Source organism: Streptomyces sp. NPDC088124 (assembly GCF_040685895.1).
Taxonomy (GTDB): domain Bacteria; phylum Actinomycetota; class Actinomycetes; order Streptomycetales; family Streptomycetaceae; genus Streptomyces.
Genome location: NZ_JBFBJB010000003.1, coordinates 119,691 through 138,914 on the forward strand (window position 1 = coordinate 119,691; position 19,224 = coordinate 138,914).

21 protein-coding genes are annotated in these 19,224 nt (G+C 72.7%); 16 read left to right on the top strand and 5 right to left on the bottom strand.

Annotated elements, in window-relative coordinates; all coding sequences use genetic code 11:
- The first annotated feature begins 89 nt into the window (after positions 1 to 89).
- The 7 genes from glmS to AB0P17_RS03320 all read left to right on the top strand — a co-directional run bounded on the left by glmS (position 90) and on the right by AB0P17_RS03320 (position 7,506).
- Positions 90 to 1,937, top strand: coding sequence for a glutamine--fructose-6-phosphate transaminase (isomerizing) (glmS, locus tag AB0P17_RS03290; protein WP_365807107.1), 1,848 nt, complete (start codon positions 90 to 92; stop codon positions 1,935 to 1,937).
- A 36-nt stretch (positions 1,938 to 1,973) separates the two neighbouring features.
- Positions 1,974 to 2,342 (top strand): holo-ACP synthase, encoded by a 369-nt coding sequence (locus AB0P17_RS03295; protein ID WP_365807109.1) that lies wholly within the window; start codon positions 1,974 to 1,976, stop codon positions 2,340 to 2,342.
- 53 nt (positions 2,343 to 2,395) lie between these two features.
- A complete protein-coding gene (locus AB0P17_RS03300) occupies positions 2,396 to 3,865 on the top strand; it encodes an NAD(P)H-hydrate dehydratase (RefSeq protein WP_365807110.1) in 1,470 nt (489 codons plus the stop codon).
- Positions 3,866 to 3,982: 117 nt separating this feature from the next.
- Positions 3,983 to 5,263, top strand: coding sequence for an alanine racemase (alr, locus tag AB0P17_RS03305; protein WP_365807326.1), 1,281 nt, complete (start codon positions 3,983 to 3,985; stop codon positions 5,261 to 5,263).
- On the top strand, positions 5,260 to 6,477 hold the full coding sequence (locus tag AB0P17_RS03310; RefSeq protein ID WP_365807112.1) for an alpha/beta hydrolase: 1,218 nt from the start codon (positions 5,260 to 5,262) through the stop codon (positions 6,475 to 6,477). The genes alr and AB0P17_RS03310 overlap by 4 nt, the downstream gene beginning before the upstream one ends.
- On the top strand, positions 6,449 to 7,045 hold the full coding sequence (tsaE, locus tag AB0P17_RS03315; RefSeq protein ID WP_365807114.1) for a tRNA (adenosine(37)-N6)-threonylcarbamoyltransferase complex ATPase subunit type 1 TsaE: 597 nt from the start codon (positions 6,449 to 6,451) through the stop codon (positions 7,043 to 7,045). Before AB0P17_RS03310 ends, tsaE begins: the two co-directional genes overlap by 29 nt.
- Before the next feature lie 206 nt (positions 7,046 to 7,251).
- Entirely contained in the window at positions 7,252 to 7,506 is a 255-nt protein-coding gene (locus tag AB0P17_RS03320) for a hypothetical protein (RefSeq protein WP_365807116.1), read from the top strand.
- A 100-nt stretch (positions 7,507 to 7,606) separates the two neighbouring features.
- On the opposite strand, the gene AB0P17_RS03325 is transcribed toward AB0P17_RS03320, so the two are convergent.
- Positions 7,607 to 8,167: a hypothetical protein gene (locus AB0P17_RS03325; RefSeq protein ID WP_365807118.1), complete on the bottom strand. Its 561-nt coding sequence runs from the start codon at positions 8,165 to 8,167 to the stop codon at positions 7,607 to 7,609.
- A 103-nt stretch (positions 8,168 to 8,270) separates the two neighbouring features.
- On the opposite strand from AB0P17_RS03325, the gene tsaB reads away from it, so the two are divergent.
- Genes tsaB through AB0P17_RS03345 form a run of 4 tightly spaced genes read left to right on the top strand, consistent with a single transcriptional unit; the run spans position 8,271 to position 10,917 of the window.
- Positions 8,271 to 8,936: a tRNA (adenosine(37)-N6)-threonylcarbamoyltransferase complex dimerization subunit type 1 TsaB gene (tsaB, locus tag AB0P17_RS03330; RefSeq protein ID WP_365807120.1), complete on the top strand. Its 666-nt coding sequence runs from the start codon at positions 8,271 to 8,273 to the stop codon at positions 8,934 to 8,936.
- Between the two features lie 38 nt (positions 8,937 to 8,974).
- On the top strand, positions 8,975 to 9,502 hold the full coding sequence (locus tag AB0P17_RS03335; RefSeq protein WP_365807328.1) for a GNAT family N-acetyltransferase: 528 nt from the start codon (positions 8,975 to 8,977) through the stop codon (positions 9,500 to 9,502).
- Positions 9,495 to 10,625, top strand: a complete 1,131-nt coding sequence (gene tsaD / locus AB0P17_RS03340) for a tRNA (adenosine(37)-N6)-threonylcarbamoyltransferase complex transferase subunit TsaD (protein WP_365807122.1) — start codon at positions 9,495 to 9,497, stop codon at positions 10,623 to 10,625. The genes AB0P17_RS03335 and tsaD overlap by 8 nt, the downstream gene beginning before the upstream one ends.
- Before the next feature lie 25 nt (positions 10,626 to 10,650).
- Positions 10,651 to 10,917, top strand: coding sequence for a hypothetical protein (locus AB0P17_RS03345; protein WP_365807330.1), 267 nt, complete (start codon positions 10,651 to 10,653; stop codon positions 10,915 to 10,917).
- 19 nt (positions 10,918 to 10,936) lie between these two features.
- Here the strand turns inward: AB0P17_RS03345 and AB0P17_RS03350 are convergent, their stop codons facing one another.
- A complete protein-coding gene (locus tag AB0P17_RS03350; RefSeq protein WP_365807124.1) occupies positions 10,937 to 12,250 on the bottom strand; it encodes a cytochrome P450 in 1,314 nt (437 codons plus the stop codon).
- Between the two features lie 132 nt (positions 12,251 to 12,382).
- Between AB0P17_RS03350 and AB0P17_RS03355 the strand changes: the two genes are divergently transcribed.
- Positions 12,383 to 13,036 (top strand): helix-turn-helix domain-containing protein, encoded by a 654-nt coding sequence (locus AB0P17_RS03355; protein WP_365807126.1) that lies wholly within the window; start codon positions 12,383 to 12,385, stop codon positions 13,034 to 13,036.
- Between the two features lie 46 nt (positions 13,037 to 13,082).
- Here AB0P17_RS03355 and AB0P17_RS03360 read toward each other — a convergent pair whose 3' ends face one another.
- Positions 13,083 to 14,555 (bottom strand): RICIN domain-containing protein, encoded by a 1,473-nt coding sequence (locus AB0P17_RS03360; RefSeq protein WP_365807128.1) that lies wholly within the window; start codon positions 14,553 to 14,555, stop codon positions 13,083 to 13,085.
- Between the two features lie 214 nt (positions 14,556 to 14,769).
- On the opposite strand from AB0P17_RS03360, the gene AB0P17_RS03365 reads away from it, so the two are divergent.
- Positions 14,770 to 15,126, top strand: a complete 357-nt coding sequence (locus AB0P17_RS03365) for a YciI family protein (RefSeq protein ID WP_365807129.1) — start codon at positions 14,770 to 14,772, stop codon at positions 15,124 to 15,126.
- A gap of 119 nt (positions 15,127 to 15,245) precedes the next feature.
- Complete coding sequence (locus tag AB0P17_RS03370) at positions 15,246 to 16,595, top strand: sigma-70 family RNA polymerase sigma factor (protein ID WP_365807332.1); 1,350 nt, start codon at positions 15,246 to 15,248, stop codon at positions 16,593 to 16,595.
- A 94-nt stretch (positions 16,596 to 16,689) separates the two neighbouring features.
- Here AB0P17_RS03370 and AB0P17_RS03375 read toward each other — a convergent pair whose 3' ends face one another.
- Positions 16,690 to 17,229 carry an NUDIX domain-containing protein gene (locus AB0P17_RS03375; RefSeq protein ID WP_365807131.1) on the bottom strand — a complete coding sequence of 180 codons (540 nt, stop codon included), beginning with the start codon at positions 17,227 to 17,229 and terminating at the stop codon, positions 16,690 to 16,692.
- A gap of 7 nt (positions 17,230 to 17,236) precedes the next feature.
- The gene (locus AB0P17_RS03380; RefSeq protein ID WP_365807132.1) at positions 17,237 to 17,581 is read right to left on the bottom strand and encodes an ATP-binding protein; all 345 of its coding nucleotides are present in this window, start codon (positions 17,579 to 17,581) and stop codon (positions 17,237 to 17,239) included.
- A gap of 339 nt (positions 17,582 to 17,920) precedes the next feature.
- Here AB0P17_RS03380 and AB0P17_RS03385 point away from each other — a divergent pair, with 339 nt between their 5' ends.
- Together AB0P17_RS03385 and AB0P17_RS03390 are read left to right on the top strand one after the other, a co-directional pair.
- Positions 17,921 to 18,760: a helix-turn-helix transcriptional regulator gene (locus AB0P17_RS03385; protein ID WP_365807134.1), complete on the top strand. Its 840-nt coding sequence runs from the start codon at positions 17,921 to 17,923 to the stop codon at positions 18,758 to 18,760.
- Positions 18,761 to 18,771: 11 nt separating this feature from the next.
- Positions 18,772 to 18,990 carry a DUF397 domain-containing protein gene (locus AB0P17_RS03390; RefSeq protein ID WP_365807135.1) on the top strand — a complete coding sequence of 73 codons (219 nt, stop codon included), beginning with the start codon at positions 18,772 to 18,774 and terminating at the stop codon, positions 18,988 to 18,990.
- Positions 18,991 to 19,224 lie beyond the last annotated feature (234 nt).

Consider the following 19,224-nt stretch of genomic DNA (forward strand, 5'->3'; position numbering starts at 1 on the left):
ATGCCGCCCGGAAAGAGGGGAAAGGCGGGAAAGCGGTCAGCGCGATGGAAAAGCCAGGAACAGCCAAGAACAGCAAGGAAGGGAACGGTATGTGCGGAATCGTGGGTTACGTGGGCGGACAGTCGGCGCTCGATGTGGTCATCGCGGGACTCAAGCGCCTGGAGTACCGGGGGTACGACTCCGCGGGGGTCGCCGTCCTCGCCGACAGCGGGCTCGCCGCCGCCAAGAAGGCGGGCAAGCTCGTCAACCTGGAGAAGGTGCTGGTGGAACACCCGCTGCCGGGCGGCGTCACCGGCATCGGCCACACCCGCTGGGCCACGCACGGCGGCCCCACCGACGCCAACGCCCACCCCCACCTCGACAACGCGGGCCGCGTCGCCGTCGTCCACAACGGGATCATCGAGAACTTCGCCGCCCTCCGCGCCGAGCTGGCCGGGCGCGGTCACGACCTCGGCTCCGACACCGACACCGAGGTCGTCTCGCACCTCCTCGCCGAGGCGTTCTCCTCCTGCGGCGACCTCGCCGAGTCGATGCGTCAGGTCTGCCGGCGGCTGGAGGGCGCCTTCACGCTCGTCGCCGTCCACGCGGACGCGCCCGATGTCGTCGTCGGCGCGCGCCGCAACTCGCCGCTGGTCGTCGGGGTCGGGGAGGGCGAGTCGTTCCTCGCCTCCGATGTGGCCGCGTTCATCGCCCATACGCGCTCGGCGATCGAGCTGGGCCAGGATCAGGTCGTGGAGGCGCGCCGCGACGGCGTGACCGTGACCGACTTCGACGGTGCCCCGGCCGTGGTCCGCTCGTACCACGTGGACTGGGACGCCTCCGCCGCCGAGAAGGGCGGCTACGCCTCCTTCATGCTCAAGGAGATCGCCGAGCAGCCGAAGGCCGTCGCGGACACCCTCCTCGGCCGGATCGACGCCGAGGGCGCGCTCACCCTCGACGAGGTGCGCATCCCGGCGGCCGTGCTGCGCGAGGCGGACAAGGTCGTGATCGTGGCGTGCGGGACGGCCTTCCACGCCGGGCTGATCGCCAAGTACGCCATCGAGCACTGGACGCGGCTGCCCTGCGAGGTGGAGCTGGCCAGCGAGTTCCGCTACCGCGACCCGATCCTGGACCGGCGCACGCTCGTCGTCGCGATCTCCCAGTCCGGGGAGACGATGGACACGCTGATGGCGCTGCGGCACGCGCGCGAGCAGGGCGCCAAGGTGCTGGCCATCTGCAACACGAACGGGTCGACCATCCCCCGGGAGTCCGACGCGGTCCTCTACACGCACGCGGGCCCGGAGGTCGCCGTCGCCTCCACCAAGGCGTTCCTGACCCAGCTCGTGGCCTGCTATCTGGTCGCGCTCTATCTGGGCCAGCGGCGCGGCACGAAGTGGGGCGACGAGATCCGCGACGTCGTGCGCGACCTGGGGCGGATCGCGGGCGAGGTGGAGCGCGTCCTGGCCACGATGGAACCCGTACGAGCACTCGCGCGCACCCTGAAGGACAAGGGGACGGTGCTGTTCCTGGGTCGGCACGTGGGGTATCCGGTGGCCCTGGAGGGCGCCCTCAAGCTCAAGGAACTCGCGTACATGCACGCGGAGGGGTTCGCGGCGGGCGAGCTGAAGCACGGCCCGATCGCTTTGGTCGAACAGGATCTGCCGGTGGTGGTCGTCGTACCGTCGCCGCGCGGGCGCTCGGTGCTGCACGGCAAGATCGTCTCGAACATCCAGGAGATCCGGGCCCGGGGCGCGCGCACCATCGTGATCGCGGAGGAGGGGGACGAGGCGGTGGTGCCGTACGCGGACCATCTCATCCGGATCCCCGCGACGCCTACGCTGCTCCAGCCGCTGGTCGCGACGGTGCCGTTGCAGGTGTTCGCGTGTGAGCTGGCGACGGCCCGGGGCAACGAGGTGGACCAGCCGAGGAATCTGGCGAAATCGGTCACGGTGGAGTAGCCGCCGTGGTGGAGTGAAGCGGAGAGAGGGAGTTCAGTGATCATCGGGGTGGGGATCGACGTCGCGGAGATCGACCGGTTCGGGGAGTCGCTGCGGCGCACCCCGCAACTGGCCGACCGGCTCTTCCTGGAGAGCGAGTTGCTGCTCCCCGGCGGCGAGCGGCGCGGTACGGCCTCCTTGGCGGCGCGGTTCGCCGCGAAGGAGGCCGTGGCCAAGGCGCTCGGCGCGCCCGGGGGGCTGCACTGGACGGACGCCGAGGTGTACGTCGAGGAGACCGGGCGGCCACGGCTGCGCGTGACGGGCACGGTGGCCGCGCGCGCCGCCGAGCTGGGCGTACGGAACTGGCACGTCTCGCTCAGCCACGACGCGGGGGTGGCGTCGGCCGTGGTGATCGCGGAGGGTTGAGGCGAGAGGAACGGCCGTGGAGCCGGAGAGCCGCTGAGGAGAGAGCAGGGCTGATGCGTACCGCCTACAGCGTGGAGACCGTGAGGAACGCCGAGCGCGAGCTGATGGCGCGGCTGCCGGAGGGCGCGCTGATGCAGCGCGCCGCCGCCGGTCTCGCCGCTGCCTGCGCCGGGCTGCTGAAGGACCTGCTCGGACGGGTGTACGGGGCACGCGTCGTCCTGCTCGTCGGCAGCGGTGACAACGGCGGCGACGCCCTGTACGCCGGCGCCCGGCTGGCCCGCCGGGGCGCGGGGGTCGCGGCGGTGCTCCTCGCACCCGGCCGGGCGCACGCGGGCGGGCTGAAGGCGCTGCTCGGCGCGGGCGGCCGGGTCGCGGACGACCCCTATGAGGTGCTGGCCGCCGCCGACCTGGTGGTGGACGGCATCACCGGCATCGGCGGCCACGGCGGGCTGCGGCCCGACGCGGTGCCGGTGGTACGGGCGGCGGGCGCCGCGGACGCGGTGATCGTCGCCGTCGACCTGCCGAGCGGGGTCGAGGCGGACAGCGGGGAGGTCGAGTCGGCGGAGCGGGCGGTGCGCGCGGACGCGACGGTCACCTTCGGCGCGTACAAACCGGGCCTGCTCATCGACCCGGCGCGCGAACACGCGGGCGCGCTGCGGCTGGTGGACATCGGCCTCGCCCCGCACCTGCCCTCCGTCCCCGAGCTGGAGGCGCTGCAGCACGCGGACGTGGCGCGGCTGCTGCCCGCGCCGACCGCGGAGAGCGACAAGTACCGGCGCGGCGTCGTCGGCGTGGTCGCCGGCTCGGCGCGCTACCCGGGCGCGGCGGTCCTCGCCGTCTCCGGCGCGCTGCGCGGCGGCGCGGGCGCCGTACGGTACGTGGGTCCCGGCAGCGAGGCGGTCCTCGCCCGCTTCCCGGAGACGCTGGTGCACGAGGGCCCGCCCTCGGAGGCCGGCCGCGTCCAGGCGTGGGTGGTGGGCCCCGGGCTCGGCGAGGGCTCGTGGGCCCGCTCGGCGGTGGCGGAGGTCCTGGCCTCGGACGTCCCGGTCCTGGTCGACGCGGACGGCCTGCGCCATGTCACCCCGGAGGCGGTACGCCCCCGTACGGCCGGCACGCTGCTCACCCCGCACGCGGGCGAGGCGGCGGCGCTGCTCTCCGTCCCCCGCGCAGAGGTCGAGGCGGGCCGGCTCGCGGCCGTACGGGAACTGGCCGCCCGGTACGGCGTGACGGCCCTGCTGAAGGGCTCGACGACCCTGGTCGCCGCCCCGGACCCGTCGGCCCCGGTCCGCGTCAACCCCACGGGCACCCCCTGGCTGGCCACGGCGGGCAGCGGCGACGTCCTCTCCGGCCTCGCGGGCTCCCTCCTCGCCACCGGCCTCCCCGCCCGCGACGCCGCCTCGGCCGCCGCCTACCTGCACGGCCTGGCGGCCCGCCTGGCCTCGCACGGCGCACCGGTGGCGGCGGACGACGTGGCGGCGGCCGTGGGGGAGGCGTGGCGGAACGTGGTGGCGGACAGGGGCTGACGGGCGGCTCGCTCCGAGCCGGTGAGACGGGACGCCGGGTGCCGGGGCGGGCGCTCGCCGTACCGTGATCGCACGGGCGGCCGGGGAACTGAGAGACTGGGCCCGATGACCGGAATCATGCAGACCTCGGCCACCCCGCGGGCGCGGGCCGAAGTCGATCTCGCCGCCCTGCGGGGCAATGTGCGCGCGTTGCGTTCCCGGGTCGGGGACGACGTCGCGGTGATGGCTGTCGTGAAGTCCGACGCGTACGGACACGGCATGCTGCCCGTCGCCCGCGCCGCCCGCGCCGCCGGGGCCGCCTGGCTGGGGGCGGCCACGCCGCAGGAGGCGCTCGCGCTGCGGGCCGCCGGGATCGGCGGGCGGGTGCTGTGCTGGCTCTGGACGCCCGGCGATCCCTGGCGGGAGGGGATCGAGGCCGATCTCGACATGTCCGTCAGCGGGCTGTGGGCGCTGCGCGAGGTGACCGCCGCCGCGCGCGCGGCGGGGCGGCCCGCGCGGATCCAGCTCAAGGCCGACACCGGGCTCGGCCGCAACGGCTGCCAGCCCGCCGACTGGCCGGAACTCGTCGGTGCCGCGCTCGCCGCGCAGGCCGCCGGGGAGGTGCGGGTCACCGGGCTCTGGTCGCACTTCGCCTGTGCCGACGAGCCGGGACACCCGTCGATCGCCGCCCAGTTGGAGGTCTTCGACGAGGTGGTGACGTACGCCGAGAAGGCGGGCGTCGAGCCCGAGGTACGGCACATCGCCAACTCGCCGGCCACGCTCACCCTCCCCGAGTCGCACTTCGACCTCGTGCGGACGGGCATCGCCATGTACGGCATCTCGCCCAGCCCGGAGCTGGGCACCCCCGAGGAGTTCGGCCTGCGCCCCGTGATGACGCTCTCCGCCTCCGTGGCGCTGGTCAAGCAGGTGCCGCCGGGGCACGGGGTCAGTTACGGCCACCACTACGTCACCCCGGGGGAGACCACCCTCGGCCTGATCCCGCTCGGTTACGCGGACGGCATCCCCCGGCACGCCTCCGGGCGCGGCCCCGTGCTGGTCGGCGGGGTGCGGCGGCGGGTGGCCGGACGGATCGCGATGGACCAGTTCGTCGTCGACCTCGGCGGCGACACGCCGGAGCCGGGCGCGACCGCCGTCCTCTTCGGCCCCGGCGACCGGGGCGAACCGACCGCCGAGGACTGGGCGCAGGCCGCGGGGACCATCGCGTACGAGATCGTCACGCGCATCGGATCCCGCGTGCCCCGCGTCTATGTGAATGAGCGTGGGCATGCTGAGCCGGGCGGTCCGGCGACGGGACCGACCGGACCGACAGGACCGACAGGACCGACAGGACCGACAGGACCGACGGCACCGACAGGACCGACGGCACCGACTGGGCCGACGACGGGGGACGCACCGTGACGGAGAGCGGCAACTGGCGCAGGGCGGGCTTCGCCGGCGCCGCCATCGGCGTGATCGCCGCCGGGGCCGCCGCCGGTGTGGCGATCGAGAGGATGACCGTCGGGCGCGGCATACGCAGGAAGGCCCGGCTCGCGCTGGACGCGTCGGGACCGTACGGCACCCTGCGCGGCACCCCGGGCCGGGCCCTCGCGGACGACGGTACGGAGCTGTACTACGAGGTCGACGACATCACCCCGGAGGCGGCGGCGGAGGCCGGGGCGAAGGGCACCGGCGCGTCGGCCGCCCCGCGCCGGCGGCGGCTCTTCGGCCGGAAGGCGCCCGCGCCCGTCACCGTCGTCTTCAGCCACGGTTTCTGCCTCAACCAGGACGCCTGGCACTACCAGCGCGCCGCGCTGCGCGGCCTCGTCCGTACCGTCCACTGGGACCAGCGCAGCCACGGCCGCTCCGCCCGGGGCGTGGCCCAGCGCGGCCCCGACGGCGCCCCGGTCACGATGGACCAGCTCGGCCGCGACCTGAAGGCCGTCATCGAGGCCGCCGCGCCCGACGGCCCCGTGGTGCTGGTCGGCCACTCCATGGGCGGCATGACGATGATGGCGCTGGCCGACCAGTACCCCGAGCTGATACGGGACCGGGTCGTCGGCGTCGCGTTCGTCGGCACGTCGAGCGGGAAGCTCGCCGAGGTCACCTACGGGCTGCCGAGCATGGGCGTCAACGCCGTACGCAGCGTGCTCCCCGGCGTGCTGCGGGCGCTCGGCTCGCAGGCGGAGCTGGTCGAGCGCGGACGGCGGGCCACGGCGGAGATCTCCGCCGGGCTGATCAAGCGGTACTCCTTCAGCTCGAAGGACGTGGACCCGGGCGTCGCGCGGTTCGCGGAACGGCTCATCGAGTCCACCCCGATCGATGTCGTCGCCGAGTTCTACCCGGCCTTCACCGAGCACGACAAGGCGACCGCGCTCCCCGCCTTCCTGGAGATCCCGGCGCTCGTACTGGCCGGGGAGAAGGACCTGGTGACCCCCAGCACCCACAGCGAGGCCATCGGCGATCTGCTGCCGGACGCGGAGCTGGTGCTCGTCCCGGACGCCGGGCACCTGGTGATGCTGGAGCACCCGGAGGCCGTCACGGACCGGCTGGCCGACCTGCTGATACGGATCGGGGCGGTGCCCGCACCGTCTAACGTTGGTACGCATGGAAGCACCGCACAGCCCGGCGTCTGACGCCGCCCGTCCCGACGTCACCCTTACGGCCGAGACCCGCACGGTCGTCACCGTCGATTCGCCCGAACGGATGACGGAGCTGGGCCTGCGCCTCGCCGCGCTGCTCCGCCCCGGCGACCTGGTAATGCTCACCGGTGAGCTGGGCGCCGGCAAGACGACCCTGACGCGCGGCCTCGGCGCGGGCCTGGGGGTCCGGGGCGCCGTCACCTCCCCGACGTTCGTGATCGCCCGCGTCCACCCCTCGCTGACCGGCGGACCCGCGCTGGTCCACGTCGACGCGTACCGGCTCGGCGGCGGCCTCGACGAGATGGAGGACCTCGACCTCGATGTCTCGCTGCCGGACTCCGTGGTGGTCGTGGAGTGGGGTGACGGCAAGGTCGAGGAGTTGTCGGACGACCGGCTGCACGTCGTCATCCACCGGGTCGTCGGCGGGACCGCCGTCGCGCCGGAGGGCGGGGCGGACCCCGCGGCGACGGCCGAGGACGACCGCCGCACCGTCACCCTGACCGGCCTCGGCGCCCGGTGGGCGGAGACGGATCTGGCCCCGCTGGCCGCGCCGGCCGCGTAGCCCCCGCGGCTCCGGCGTACCACCGCCCTGCCGCCCCGCCCGCCGACCGGGCACCGGCCGGGTCGGCGATTCGGTCAGCCGTTCCGTACATTCCGACAAGACGTCGGCAAAATGTTGCGCGTGCCCTGCCGTGCGTGGTCACATGGTAGGGAGACTTGGTTAGGTCTACCTAACCATGCCTGCCCCCGGAGCCTCAGGAGGCACCCATGCCGGCGCCCGAGCGTGATATCCGTCCGCGGCCCTCGTCGTATCCGGCGCGGACGCCGTCGCCGTCGTCCGTCCCCATGCACGATCTGCTCGCGTCCTGCGCCGCCGCGGCGGCCGTCTCGACGCCCCCGCGCGCGCCGGAGCCCGACGCGGAGCGGGACCAGGAGCAGGACCCGGCGGTGGAACTGCGAAGAGAGAGCGGCGAGCAGGCCGGACAGCAGTGCGGCGCCGCGCACGAGCGCGACGCCGCGTAATCGAACCGGACCGGGAACAGAGGTCCGGGAACAGAGATCCGGGAACAGGGGACCGGGGACAGAGGTCCGGGAACCGGGAGCTGAGGGCCGGGGTCCGGAACTACGGGATGACTTCCACCTTCGAGCCGACCGTCGCGAAGGTCCACATCGCGTTCCCGTCCGCCACCCGCATCCTGACCCCGCCCGTCTTCAGCGTCGGGTCGGGGCTGGTGAGCGTGCCGTCCACCGCCGCGCTGAACCCGATCGCCACGTTGTCGACGGTCGTGAACCGCACCACGTGCTCGATCCGTACGCCGTCCGAGCCGGTCACGGAGCCGGACCGCGAGGTCACGGTGTACGAGCCGGGCGTCGGGTTGACCGTGCTCGGCATGACCGTGAACGTCCGCGTCGACCTGCCCTTCTCGTCCACCAGCCACACCCGCCGGTCGGCCAGTGCGTAGACGACCCGCATCCCCGAGCCCGAGTCGGCCGGCAGGGCCGTCGGGTCCTTCGGCTTCTGCGCGGGGGCGCCGCCGGCGGCGGGCAAGGAGCTGGGGGCCGCTTTTGTGGGCTTCCCGAGAGTGTCGGGGACGTTCGCCGATGCCTGGAAGGCGAGGAAACCGACCACGGCGACAGCCGCTGCGGTGAGCCCGGCCACGATTCCCGAGCTGCTCCTGGACACCTTGATCCACCTCTCGTACGTATGACTCCGTGGTGACGTTAGCAGCAGCGGGATGACGGGGCGGGGCGCCGTGCCCCGGCGCCGGGAGCCGTAGGCTGTTTGCGTGCTTCTGCTCGCCGTTGATACCGCCACGCCCGCCGTCACCGTCGCTCTCCACGACGGTTCCTCCGCCCTGGCCGCCGAGCGTCTGGTCGACGCGCGCCGCCACGGGGAGCTGCTGCTGCCCGCCGTCGACCGGGTCCTCGCCCGCGCCGGACGGAAACTCGACGCCGTGACGGATGTGATCGTCGGGGTCGGGCCAGGACCGTACACCGGGCTCCGGGTCGGCCTGGTGACGGCGTCGACCTTCGGCTCGGTGCTCGGCGTCCCGGTGCGCGGGCTCTGCACCCTGGACGGGCTGGCGTACGCGTCCGGCCTCACGGAGCCGTTCGTGGTGGCTACGGACGCCCGCCGCAAGGAGGTCTACTGGGCGCGGTACGCCGACTCCCGTACGCGGCTGACCGAGCCCGCGGTGGACCGCCCCGCCGACCTCGCGGACCGGTTCGGGGACGAGCTCGCGGGCCTGCCCGTGGTGGGCGCGGGGGCGCTGCTGTACCCGGAGGTCTTCCCGGACGCTCGGGCCCCCGAGCACCAGTCGGCCGAGGCGCTGGCCGCGCTGGCCGCCGAGCGGCTGGCCGCGGGCGGGGAGTTCCTGGCGCCGCTGCCGCTCTATCTGCGGCGGCCCGACGCGCAGGTGCCGAAGAACTACAAGGTGGTCACCCCGAAGTGACCGCTTCATCGGATTCCGCTTCTGTGGTCCTGCGGGAGATGCGCTGGTGGGACATCGAGCCTGTGCTCGCCCTCGAACGGGAGCTGTTCCCCGAGGACGCCTGGTCACCGGGGATGTTCTGGTCGGAGCTGGCGCACGCGCGCGGCCCGGCGGCGACGCGCCGCTACGTCGTCGCCGAGACGGCCGCAGTGACGGACGCCGGGACGGCCGCGGCGGGCGCGTGGCGGATCGTCGGGTACGCCGGGCTCGCCGCCGCCGGTGGCCTCGGTGACGTACAGACCATCGCCGCCGCCCGCGACCGGTGGGGCACCGGCCTCGGCTCCCGGCTCCTCACCGAGTTGCTCCAGCACGCCACCGCCTTCGAGTGCGACGAGGTGCTGCTGGAGGTACGGGTCGACAACACGCGGGCGCAGAAGCTCTACGAACGGTTCGGTTTCGAGCCCATCGGCTTCCGGCGCGGCTACTACCAGCCGGGCAACGTCGACGCGCTCGTCATGCGCTTCCGGGCGCGGGCCGCCGAGGACACAGTTGGAACAGAGACGCAGGGAACTGAGAACCATGGCTGACGAACCGCTCGTCCTCGGCATCGAGACCTCCTGCGACGAGACCGGCGTCGGCATCGTGCGCGGGACGACGCTGCTCGCCGACGCCGTCGCGTCCAGCGTCGACGAGCACGCCCGCTTCGGCGGTGTCGTGCCGGAGGTCGCCTCCCGCGCGCACCTGGAGGCGATGGTCCCGACGATCGAGCGCGCGCTGAAGGACGCCGGGGTCACCGCGCGCGACCTCGACGGGATCTCCGTGACGGCGGGTCCGGGGCTCGCCGGGGCGCTGCTGGTGGGGGTCTCGGCGGCCAAGGCGTACGCGTACGCCCTCGGCAAGCCGCTGTACGGCGTCAACCACCTGGCCTCGCACATCTGCGTCGACCAGCTCGAACACGGCCCGCTGCCCGAGCCGACGATGGCGCTGCTGGTCAGCGGCGGGCACTCGTCGCTGCTGCTCGCGCCCGACATCACCAGCGACGTACGGCCGATGGGCGCGACGATCGACGACGCGGCGGGCGAGGCGTTCGACAAGATCGCGCGCGTGCTGCACCTCGGCTTCCCCGGTGGCCCGGTGATCGACCGGCTGGCGCGGGAGGGCGATCCGGCGGCCATAGCGTTCCCGCGCGGGCTGACCGGGCCGCGCGACGCCGCGTACGACTTCTCCTTCTCCGGGCTGAAGACGTCCGTGGCGCGCTGGATCGAGGCGAAGCGGGCCGCGGGCGAGGAGGTGCCCGTACGGGACGTGGCGGCCTCCTTCCAGGAGGCGGTCGTGGACGTACTGACGCGCAAGGCCGTCCGCGCCTGCAAGGACGAGGGCGTCGACCATCTGATGATCGGCGGCGGCGTCGCGGCCAACTCCCGGCTGCGCGCGCTCGCGCAGGAGCGGTGCGAGCGGGCCGGGATCCGGCTGCGGGTGCCGCGCCCGGGGCTGTGCACGGACAACGGGGCGATGGTGGCGGCGCTGGGCGCGGAGATGGTGGCCCGCGGGCGGCCGGCCTCGGACTGGGAGCTGTCGGCGGACTCGTCGCTGCCGGTGACCGAACCGCATGTGCCGGGCGGCCCGGACGACGGCCACGGGCACGGCCACACCCACCCGCACGATCACGATCACGTTCATGAACTCGCGAAGGACAACCTGTACTCATGAGGCTCGCATGACACCCATGACACCCATGACCGTCGCGCTGATGTGGGAGGCCAAGGCCGCGCCCGGCCGGGGCGCGGAGCTGCTGGCGTGGGCCGGGGCGTACGAGCTGGCGCCCGCGCCGCTGCGCCGTGAGCTCTTCCGCGCCCCGGGGGAGGCCGGGGACCGGGTCCTCGTCATCACCTGGTGGGAGGGTTCCTACGACGCCGAGGTCCCCGAACTGCCGGACCCGGCGCCGGACATGATCGCCCGGCCGGTCCACCGCTGGCGGTTCGAGGCGCTCGGCGCGGAGTGAGGCCCGGCGGCTGAACCGGCTACCAGCGGACGGGCAGCCGGTTCAGCCCGCGCAGCAGACCGGGACGCCACTCGGGCGCACCGGCACCGGCTCCGTCGCCCGCGGCGCCCGTCTCGTCCAGGGCGAGGCCCGGGAAGCGCTCCAGCAGCGTACGCAGCGCGACGGCGCCCTCCAGGCGGGCCAGCGGGGCGCCCAGGCAGTGGTGGATGCCATGGCCGAAGGAGAGATGGCCCCGGGTGACGGCCGGGTCGCGGCGGATGTCGAAGCGGTCCGGGTCGGGGAACCGCTCGGGGTCCCGGTTGGCCGCCGCGATCGAGAACATGACGGGCTCGCCCGCGGCGATCCGGGTCCCGCCGAGGGTGACGGGCTCGGCGGTGTGACGGTACGACGTGGCCTGTACGGGCGGCTCGTACCGCAGCGTCTCCTCGATCGCGCCGTCCAGCAGCGTCCAGTCGGCGCGCAGCGCGGCGAGCTGGCCGGGGTGGCGCAGCAGATGGTGGACGGCGCTGGAGATCAGGTGCGCGGTGGTCTCGTGCCCGGCGACCAGCAGCACGAAGGCCATGCCGAGGAGTTCCTCGGTGTCGAGCCGCGCGCCGTCCCCGTCCCCGTTCTCATCGGTGGAGTGGATCACCGCGTGCAGCAGATCGCTCTCCGCGGCCCCGGCCGGCAGGGCGCGCTTCTGCTCGATGAGGCCGAGGAAGTACTCCGTCATCTCGCGGTTGGCCCGCTGCCCGGCCTCCGGGTCGGTCACCGCGACGATCTGTGCCGACCAGGCGCGGAACGGCTCCCGGTCGCCGGCCGGGACACCCAGCAGCTCGCAGATGACCGTGACCGGCAGCGGAAAGCCGTACGCGTCGACGAGATCGGCGCGGCCGTCCGCCGCCACGGCGTCGAGCAGCCCGTCGGCGATCTCCTGCACGCGGGGGCGCAGCGCCTGCACCCGGCGCTGCGTGAACTCCCTGGCGACCAGGCGGCGCAGCCGGGTGTGGTCGGGCGGGTCGACCTGGAGCATGTTGCGGCCGACGGCGTGGCCTCCGTCGCTCTTCCAGGAGGAGGAGTGGCGGATGTCGTTGCGCAGCCGCTCGGTGTCGGTGAGGGCGGCGCGGGACGTGGCACCGTCGGTGACGAGCCACTGCGGCGCGCCGAGGGGGAGGCTCACGGGGTGGACGGCGCCGGCCGCGCGGAGCCGCGCGTAGCGCGGGTACGGGTCGGCGGTGAAGCCGGGCCAGTCGCCCAGGGCGAGGTCCTCGGCGCCGGCGTCCCCGGCGCGTACCCCGTCACCGGTAGGGGAACCGGCAGGGCCGGTGGAGGTGGAGGTGGAGTCGGTGGGCATGGTGGTCTCCCGGATCCCTGCGAGGGCGAAGTAAAGCGGGGAGTCCTCCCCGTTTATCGCTCTCGACGATAACAGGGAAACCGGAAAGCGGGGAGTACTCCACACTTGTCGGCGCCACGGTACGGTACGGCCGTGAGACAGGACGCGCAGCGCAACCGGGAACGGGTGATCGCCGCCGCCCGCGCGGTCTACGCGGAGCAGGGCGTCGAGGCCCCGCTCGATGTGATCGCCCGCAGGGCCGAGGTCGGCAACGCCACGCTCTACCGCCGCTTCCCCGACCGGGCCGCGCTGATCGAGGCCGTCTTCGGCGACGGGCTCGCGGCGACCATCGAGGCCGGGGAGCGCGCCCGGGAGGCGGCGGATCCGTGGGCGGGGCTGGTGGCCTATCTGGAGCGGACCTTCGAGGGGCTGGCCACGGACCGGGGCGTCACGGACCTGATGACGACGGCCATGCCGGGCGTGCCCACGCTGGAGGCCCTGCACGTCCACAACGCCGCGACGATCGGCGCCCTGCTGGCGCGGTGCCGCGAGGACGGCACCGTACGCGACGACGTGTCGGTGGCGGACGTGCTCTTCGCGCTGGCGGCGCTGGGCCGTGCCGTACCGGCCGCCGAGACGGCCGCGTCCGGGTCCTGGCGGCGGCTGCTCGCGCTCTTCCTCGACGGGCTGCGCGCGGAAGGGGCCCGCCCGTTGCCGGGCGAGCCCCTCACTTCCGACGCGCTGCGGACGGCGCTCGGTGAACTGCACGGCCCCGGGCGCCCGGACGCGGCCGCCCCCCGCCCGTAACGGCCTCCGCCCGTAACAGCCTCCGTCCGTACGGCCTTACGGCTGGTCAGCCGCCCTGCTGCGACAGCTCCTTGGCCCGCTTCTCCGTGACGAACTTCCAGGCCCCGCCGTCGCCGTCGGTGCACTTCTTGACCACGAGCGGCGCGTCCGGGCCGTAGTCGTCGACGTTGGGGTCGGGGCGGCTCAGCTTCAGGCACATGTTGTCGCTGGCGAGGTTGCGTATGTAGTAGTGCGACAGGGTGTCGTTGCCGTTGTCCTGGAGGTCGAGCCACCAGAGCTGGTTGTCGCTGGTGGTGCCGTCACAGGGGAACTCGGCGACCGGGGTCCCGGGGTCCACACCCTCGTAGCCGCCCAGGTCCATGCACAGTTCGTCCGTGACGTTCCGGATCTGGAAGACGCTGGTGCCGTTGGGGGCCTTGTTCTTGTAGCGGACCTCAAGGTTCCAGAGCTGGTTGTCCTCGTCCGGGGGGTTGCAGTACGAGTGCTGGACCACCCCGTTCGGGGCGCCCTTCTCGCGGCCGAGGATGTCGGCGCACTTGTCGGTCCGCACGTCCCTGACCTGGACGCGGGTACGCGACGCCGGGTCCTTCTTCTCCTTGGGCTCGTCGCCGCCACCGCCACCGCCACCGCCGTTGTCACCGCCCCCGTCGTCCGGATCGGGCTTCGGTTGCTCCGGGGTCTCCGCGGAGGGGGCCGGTTCGGGCAGCTTCGGCGCCGCGGGCTCGGAGGGCTTGATCGCCTCGGCGGCGACCGACTCGATCTTCTCCTTGGCCAAGCTCCGCACATTCGGCTTGAAGTTGAACCAGAGGATCAACCCGGTGACGGTGAGCACCAGCAGCAGGCTCATCACCGTCATCAGCCAGTACGGCATGACGCTGCGCTGTACGTACGTCCCGTCCACCGGCGTCGGCTCCGCGCCCGACCTGCGGATGTCGAGCGTGTACGGCCGCTCCTGCTTCTGCCCGGCCCAGGTGATCTGGCGCGGCTTGAGCGTCGTCTTCACGAACGCGGCGCGCCCCGGCTCGATCTGGATGCTGCCGGGCAGGATCTCGTAGCTGAGCTGATCGCCGTTGTCGCTGCCGCTGATGGACGCGGTGAGTTTCACGTTGCCGAGGTTGTCGACGGCCAGCTTGGGCCGGCCCCGGAACCGGCCCTTGACGGTCGGCGGCACGATCTCGGCGCGCAGCTCCGAGAAGGGGGCGATGGTGATGTTGCCCTCGGCGACCGTCGTGGCGTCCGGGTGCTCCGTGGGCACGACCTGCACACCGTACGGATGCGGTCCCGCGGTGGAGTCGGGGGTGCGCGGCGGCGCGAAGGTGACGGTGACGGTGCCGGTGGTACCGGGGTAGAGCCGGAGGGTCGCGGGTTCGACGGTGGCGTACGGCGCGAGGTCGCCGACCGGGACGAAACGGTACTCGTCGACCACGTCACCGGTATTGCGCAGCCGCAACGTCACGGATCTGGTCGCACCCGCGTCCATGGTCGTCGAGGCAGGTTCGAGGGAAGTCCATAGGCTCACTTCCCCGACCCTAGAGGCGGCCGGGCACGATGAGCAGCGGCGCGGGGGCACGATCGCCGTCCGGGAGGGCCCGGCGCGCTGCCCGAAGGCGCAACGGGGCCCCGGCCGAAAGATCTTCGAAAGATTTTCCCGGCGTGTGTCGATCCGGGCGTCTCCCGTTCGACGTAAGGGTGAGAGGCGGGAAACAGCCCGCCCCCACACCTGAGGAGTCACTATGCCGCGCTTTCTGTCCCTGGTACGTATCGACGAGGCCACCGCACCGGCCGGCGGCCCGAGTCCCGAGCTCCAGCAGCGCATGGGGGCGCTGCTGGAGGAGATCACCAAGGCCGGCGTCATGCTCGACACCGCCGGGCTGACGCCGACCTCCGAGGGGGTGCGGGTCCGGCACGAGAAGGGCGGGAAACTCACCGTCACCGACGGGCCGTTCACCGAGGCCAAGGAGGTCATCGGCGGGTACGCGCTCATGCAGGCGAAGGACAAGGCGGAGGCCGTCGAGTGGGCGCGGCGCTTCGTCGAGGTGCATGGGGACGAGTACGACGTGACCTGCGAGGTCCGGCAGATCGCCGAGTAGGGCGGGGCCCGACGGGCTCGCCGCGCCCCTCGCGGGCGTGTGTGTTCTGATGGGTGCCCGTGAGGGCAGACGAGCCGGACGGACCGCACGGCGCGGCCGGGGCGGACCGCGCGGACCGTGTGAATGGCGCGGACCGCGCGGAGCGCGCGCTGGCGGCGGTCTTCAGGATCGAGTCCCCGAGGATCATCGCGGCGGTCGCCCGTATCGTGCGCGACATCGGCATCGCCGAGGAGATCGCGCAGGACGCGCTCGTCGCGGCGCTGGAGCGGTGGCCGGGGTCGGGCGTCCCGGACCGGCCGGGGGCCTGGCTCATGGCCACGGCCAGGCACCGCGCCATCGACCTCGTACGCCGCCGGGAGACGTACGCCCGCAAGCTCGCCGAGGTCGGCCGGGCCCTGGCGGACTCTCCCGGGCCGGAGACCCCCGAGGCGGCGGTGCTCGGCACCGGCACCGGCGGCGGAGACACCGGCGGAAGCTTCCGGGGAGGCAGCGGCGGAGACATCGGGGAGGAGATCGACGACGACCTCCTCCGCCTCATCTTCACCGCCTGCCACCCCGTCCTCTCCACCCCGGCCCGCATCGCGCTCACCCTGCGCCTCCTCGGCGGACTCACCACCGACGAGATCGCCCGCGCCTTCCTCGTCCCCGAGGCGACCGTCGCCCAGCGCATCGTGCGCGCCAAGCGCAGTCTCGCCGCGGCGGGCGTGCCGTTCGAGGTGCCGTACGGTGCGGAGCGCGCGGCGCGGCTCTCCTCCGTACTGGAGGTCATCTACCTGGTCTTCAACGAGGGGTACTCGGCCACCGCGGGGGACGACTGGCTGCGCCCCGGGCTCTGCGAGGACGCCCTGCGCCTCGCCCGCGTACTCGCCGGCCTGATGCCCGGCGAACCCGAAGCGCACGCGCTCGCCGCCCTGCTGGAGCTCCAGGCGTCCCGGACACCCGCCCGTACGGGACCCGACGGCGCGCCCGTCCTGCTCGCCGACCAGAACCGGGCCCGCTGGAACCAGCTCCTCATCCACCGCGGCTTCGCCGCCCTCACCCACGCGGGCTCCCTCGCCGCGCGCGCGGGCGCGGCGCCGGGGCCCTACGCCCTCCAGGCGGCCATCGCGGCCTGCCACGCCCGCGCGGTGACGTACGAGGAGACGGACTGGCGCGCGATCGCCGTCCTGTACGGCAGGCTCGCCGCGCTCACACCCTCCCCGGTGGTCGAACTCAACCGCGCCGTCGCCGTCTCCCTGGCCGAGGGCCCGGCGGCCGGACTCGCGCTCGTGGACGCCCTCGCCGACGACCCGGCGCTGAAGGCGTACCACCTGCTCCCCAGCGTCCGGGGCGACCTGCTGGCCAGGCTGGGACGCAGGGAACAGGCGCGGGCCGAGTTCGAGCGGGCGGCCGGGCTCACCCGCAACGCGCGCGAGCGCGAACTGCTCCGGCGCCGCGCCGCCGAACTCGGGGCGCCCGAACGCCCTTAGGGTCTCGCGGCTCAACTCCGCCAGACGGCCAGCGCGAGCGAACCGCCCAGCGCCAGCACGGCCAGCACATACGCGACTTGCTGCGCGCTCGGGCTCACCGCGACACCGCCAGCCGGTCCTGCAGCCGCGTGCGGAGCAGGGGTGGCCCGATCTCGTCCACCGAGGTCCAGCGCGCCCGGCCCAGCGCGGCCATCGCGGGGACGAGGACGCGCGAGTGGGTCCGGAAGAGATAGCGGAAGCCGTACCGGACGCGGCGTCCGTCCTCGGGGGCGGCGGGCGAGGTGTCGACCAGGATCGGGCCCTCCTCGCCGGGCGCCGTCCAGACGTTCTGGACGCCCGCGAACTCCTCCAGCACGCGTGTCGCGGTCCGGCTGAGCGACTGGTCCGAGGGGTCGGGCGCGCCCTCGGCGAACCCCCAGGCGTCCCCGTACCGCAGGGCGAGCGCCCGCCCCTGCTCGTCCATCAGAATGGCGCCCGCCCGGACCACCGGGCAGCTCCCGTGGTGCAGACACAGACCTTGCCTGGAGTGATCGAGCAACGCGTCGAAAAGGGGCATCGTCGCCGTCGTCTCGTCGGGGTGGCCAAGCAGGTAGTGGTTCAACTCCTTGATGATGGCGCTCTCTTTGACAGCCACGGTCAGCTCAACTCCTTGCGCTCTCAGACCTGGGCCCGGACCCGGACCGGAATTCGGCCCCCGTCCCGGTTCCGGATACGGATACGGCCCCCGGCTTTTCGGCGACCGGCAATGGAATCGCGCACCTGATGTCCTTTCCGGACGCGGTGAGTACGGTCTCCCAGTGCTCGGTCGGCTCCTCGATCAGGATCAGCCCTCTGCCGTCCTCCGCCGTGGAGGAACGGGCTCGCTTCGCTGGAACGGCCGTAGTGAAATCACTGACGGTGACGGTCAGATGGGCCTCGGTCGGTGTGACGAGGAGGCCACAGCGGCCACCGGCGTGTTTGTGAACGTTGGTCAGCAGCTCCGTCACGACCAGAACCGCCACCTCCGAGACTGCTTCGCAGCCTCATGTCACCAACGTTTCTACCAGTTCACGACGGATACGTCCCAGTCCGTCCGGGTGGACGGTGAAGTCGATTCTCAGTTCCCGTTCGATGCCGGCCGCGCTCACCATGGCTCCTCCTGCGCAACCTTGAGGGCCGCGCGATCGATCGACAGCGAGTCACCACGAGGGTGGCGCCGTGTCTCGGCATGATGGTGCGGGGAGAAGGATCGAAGAGGCAAGATATTCCTTATCCACTTCACGCTGACGAGTGAATCCACCCCGGGGGCATCTCTATGCGGAGAAGTGGCCCGCCACTATGTGCTCATGGCTCACAACGACATGCCCACGATGCGCAGCAAACGGCTCGGCAACGAGTTGAAGCGGCTCCGCGTCGAACGGGCGTACAAAGTCCAGGACATCGCCGACAAGCTGCAGTGCGGGCAGCCGAAGATCTCCCAGATCGAGAACGGCAAGCGCGGCATAAGGCCGCTCGACCTGACGGTGCTGCTGGAGTTCTACGGAATCGACGACGCGGCGTATGTGGCGAGCATCAAGCGGCTCGCCAAGGAGATCCACAAGGTGGACTGGTGGAGCAGCGAGGGCCCCTTGCTCCATGACGAGCTTCGGGACTATCTGACCCTGGAGGCGGACTCGGAGCTGGTGCGTGAGTACGACCCCGCGGTGATCCCGGGGCTGCTCCAGACCGGGGCGTACATGCGGGAGATCTTCGAGGCCCGCTACCCCGTGGAGAAGATCGCGCCCTTGGTGGAGACCCGGATCAAACGACAGGAACTCCTCGGCCCGCACCTTGACTTCCGCCTGCGCACGATCATCGAGGCGTCCGTCCTCCACCGCATCAGCAAGTCCGGTGAGGTGGTCCGGGAGCAGTTGGAGCATCTGTTGCAGATGGGCAGGCGGAGCAACGTCAACATCCAGATCCTGCCCCTCGACGCGGCGATCCCGGCCGAGCAGTACACGCCGTTCACGCTCTTCTCCCTGCGCGGTGAACCCTCCATCGACGTCACGTGGTTGGAGCACGTCACCGGGGGTACGTTGTTGGAGCAGCGGACCGATGTCCAGGTGTACGCACAGGTATGGGACGAGTTCACCGCCGCGGCCCTTTCGCCGTCCGCCTCACAGAAGTACATCCGCGATCTCCTGTAGGGCAGTGGACAGTGATCTCCGAGGTCTCCGGCGAGTTCGACGGCGCGCTCTGGCACAAGAGCACATACAGCGGCAGCAACAACGGCTGCGTCGAGCGCGGCCGTTTGCGCGGCGGACGCCAGGCGGTCCGTGACACCAAGGACCGCGCGCTGGGGGCGGCCGTCTTCGAGCCTGCCTCCTGGCAGACCTTCGTGGACGCGGTCCGCGCCGGGGCCCGCTTCGACACTTGAGCGTCGGGGGTCGGGTTTCGAGCCCCTTTTCCAAGGAATGGGTGGGTGGTTGAACCCGCCCACCCACCCTTTTCATCCCGCCCGGCCAGCCGGGATGACTTTTCGTGATCGGGTCGCCACGGTGCGCTGTCGCCGTGTAGCGTGCGCTCCGTAAACGTAGAACGGCCCCCGCAGGTGCTACCAACACCGAGACGAGGGCCTGACCGTTCGAGATCGCTATCGCTGGAGACCGAT

What these genes read in the sequence shown, in the direction of transcription:
- glmS (WP_365807107.1), top strand. Translation starts at nt 90, where the DNA reads ATGTGCGGAATCGTGGGTTACGTGGGCGGACAGTCGGCGCTCGATGTG.
- AB0P17_RS03300 (WP_365807110.1), top strand. Translation starts at nt 2,396, where the DNA reads ATGCGTACCGCCTACAGCGTGGAGACCGTGAGGAACGCCGAGCGCGAG.
- alr (WP_365807326.1), top strand. Translation starts at nt 3,983, where the DNA reads ATGCAGACCTCGGCCACCCCGCGGGCGCGGGCCGAAGTCGATCTCGCC.
- tsaE (WP_365807114.1), top strand. Translation starts at nt 6,449, where the DNA reads ATGGAAGCACCGCACAGCCCGGCGTCTGACGCCGCCCGTCCCGACGTC.
- AB0P17_RS03320 (WP_365807116.1), top strand. Translation starts at nt 7,252, where the DNA reads ATGCCGGCGCCCGAGCGTGATATCCGTCCGCGGCCCTCGTCGTATCCG.
- AB0P17_RS03335 (WP_365807328.1), top strand. Translation starts at nt 8,975, where the DNA reads ATGCGCTGGTGGGACATCGAGCCTGTGCTCGCCCTCGAACGGGAGCTG.
- tsaD (WP_365807122.1), top strand. Translation starts at nt 9,495, where the DNA reads ATGGCTGACGAACCGCTCGTCCTCGGCATCGAGACCTCCTGCGACGAG.
- AB0P17_RS03345 (WP_365807330.1), top strand. Translation starts at nt 10,651, where the DNA reads ATGACCGTCGCGCTGATGTGGGAGGCCAAGGCCGCGCCCGGCCGGGGC.
- AB0P17_RS03350 (WP_365807124.1), bottom strand. Translation starts at nt 12,250, where the DNA reads ATGCCCACCGACTCCACCTCCACCTCCACCGGCCCTGCCGGTTCCCCT.
- AB0P17_RS03365 (WP_365807129.1), top strand. Translation starts at nt 14,770, where the DNA reads ATGCCGCGCTTTCTGTCCCTGGTACGTATCGACGAGGCCACCGCACCG.
- AB0P17_RS03385 (WP_365807134.1), top strand. Translation starts at nt 17,921, where the DNA reads ATGGCTCACAACGACATGCCCACGATGCGCAGCAAACGGCTCGGCAAC.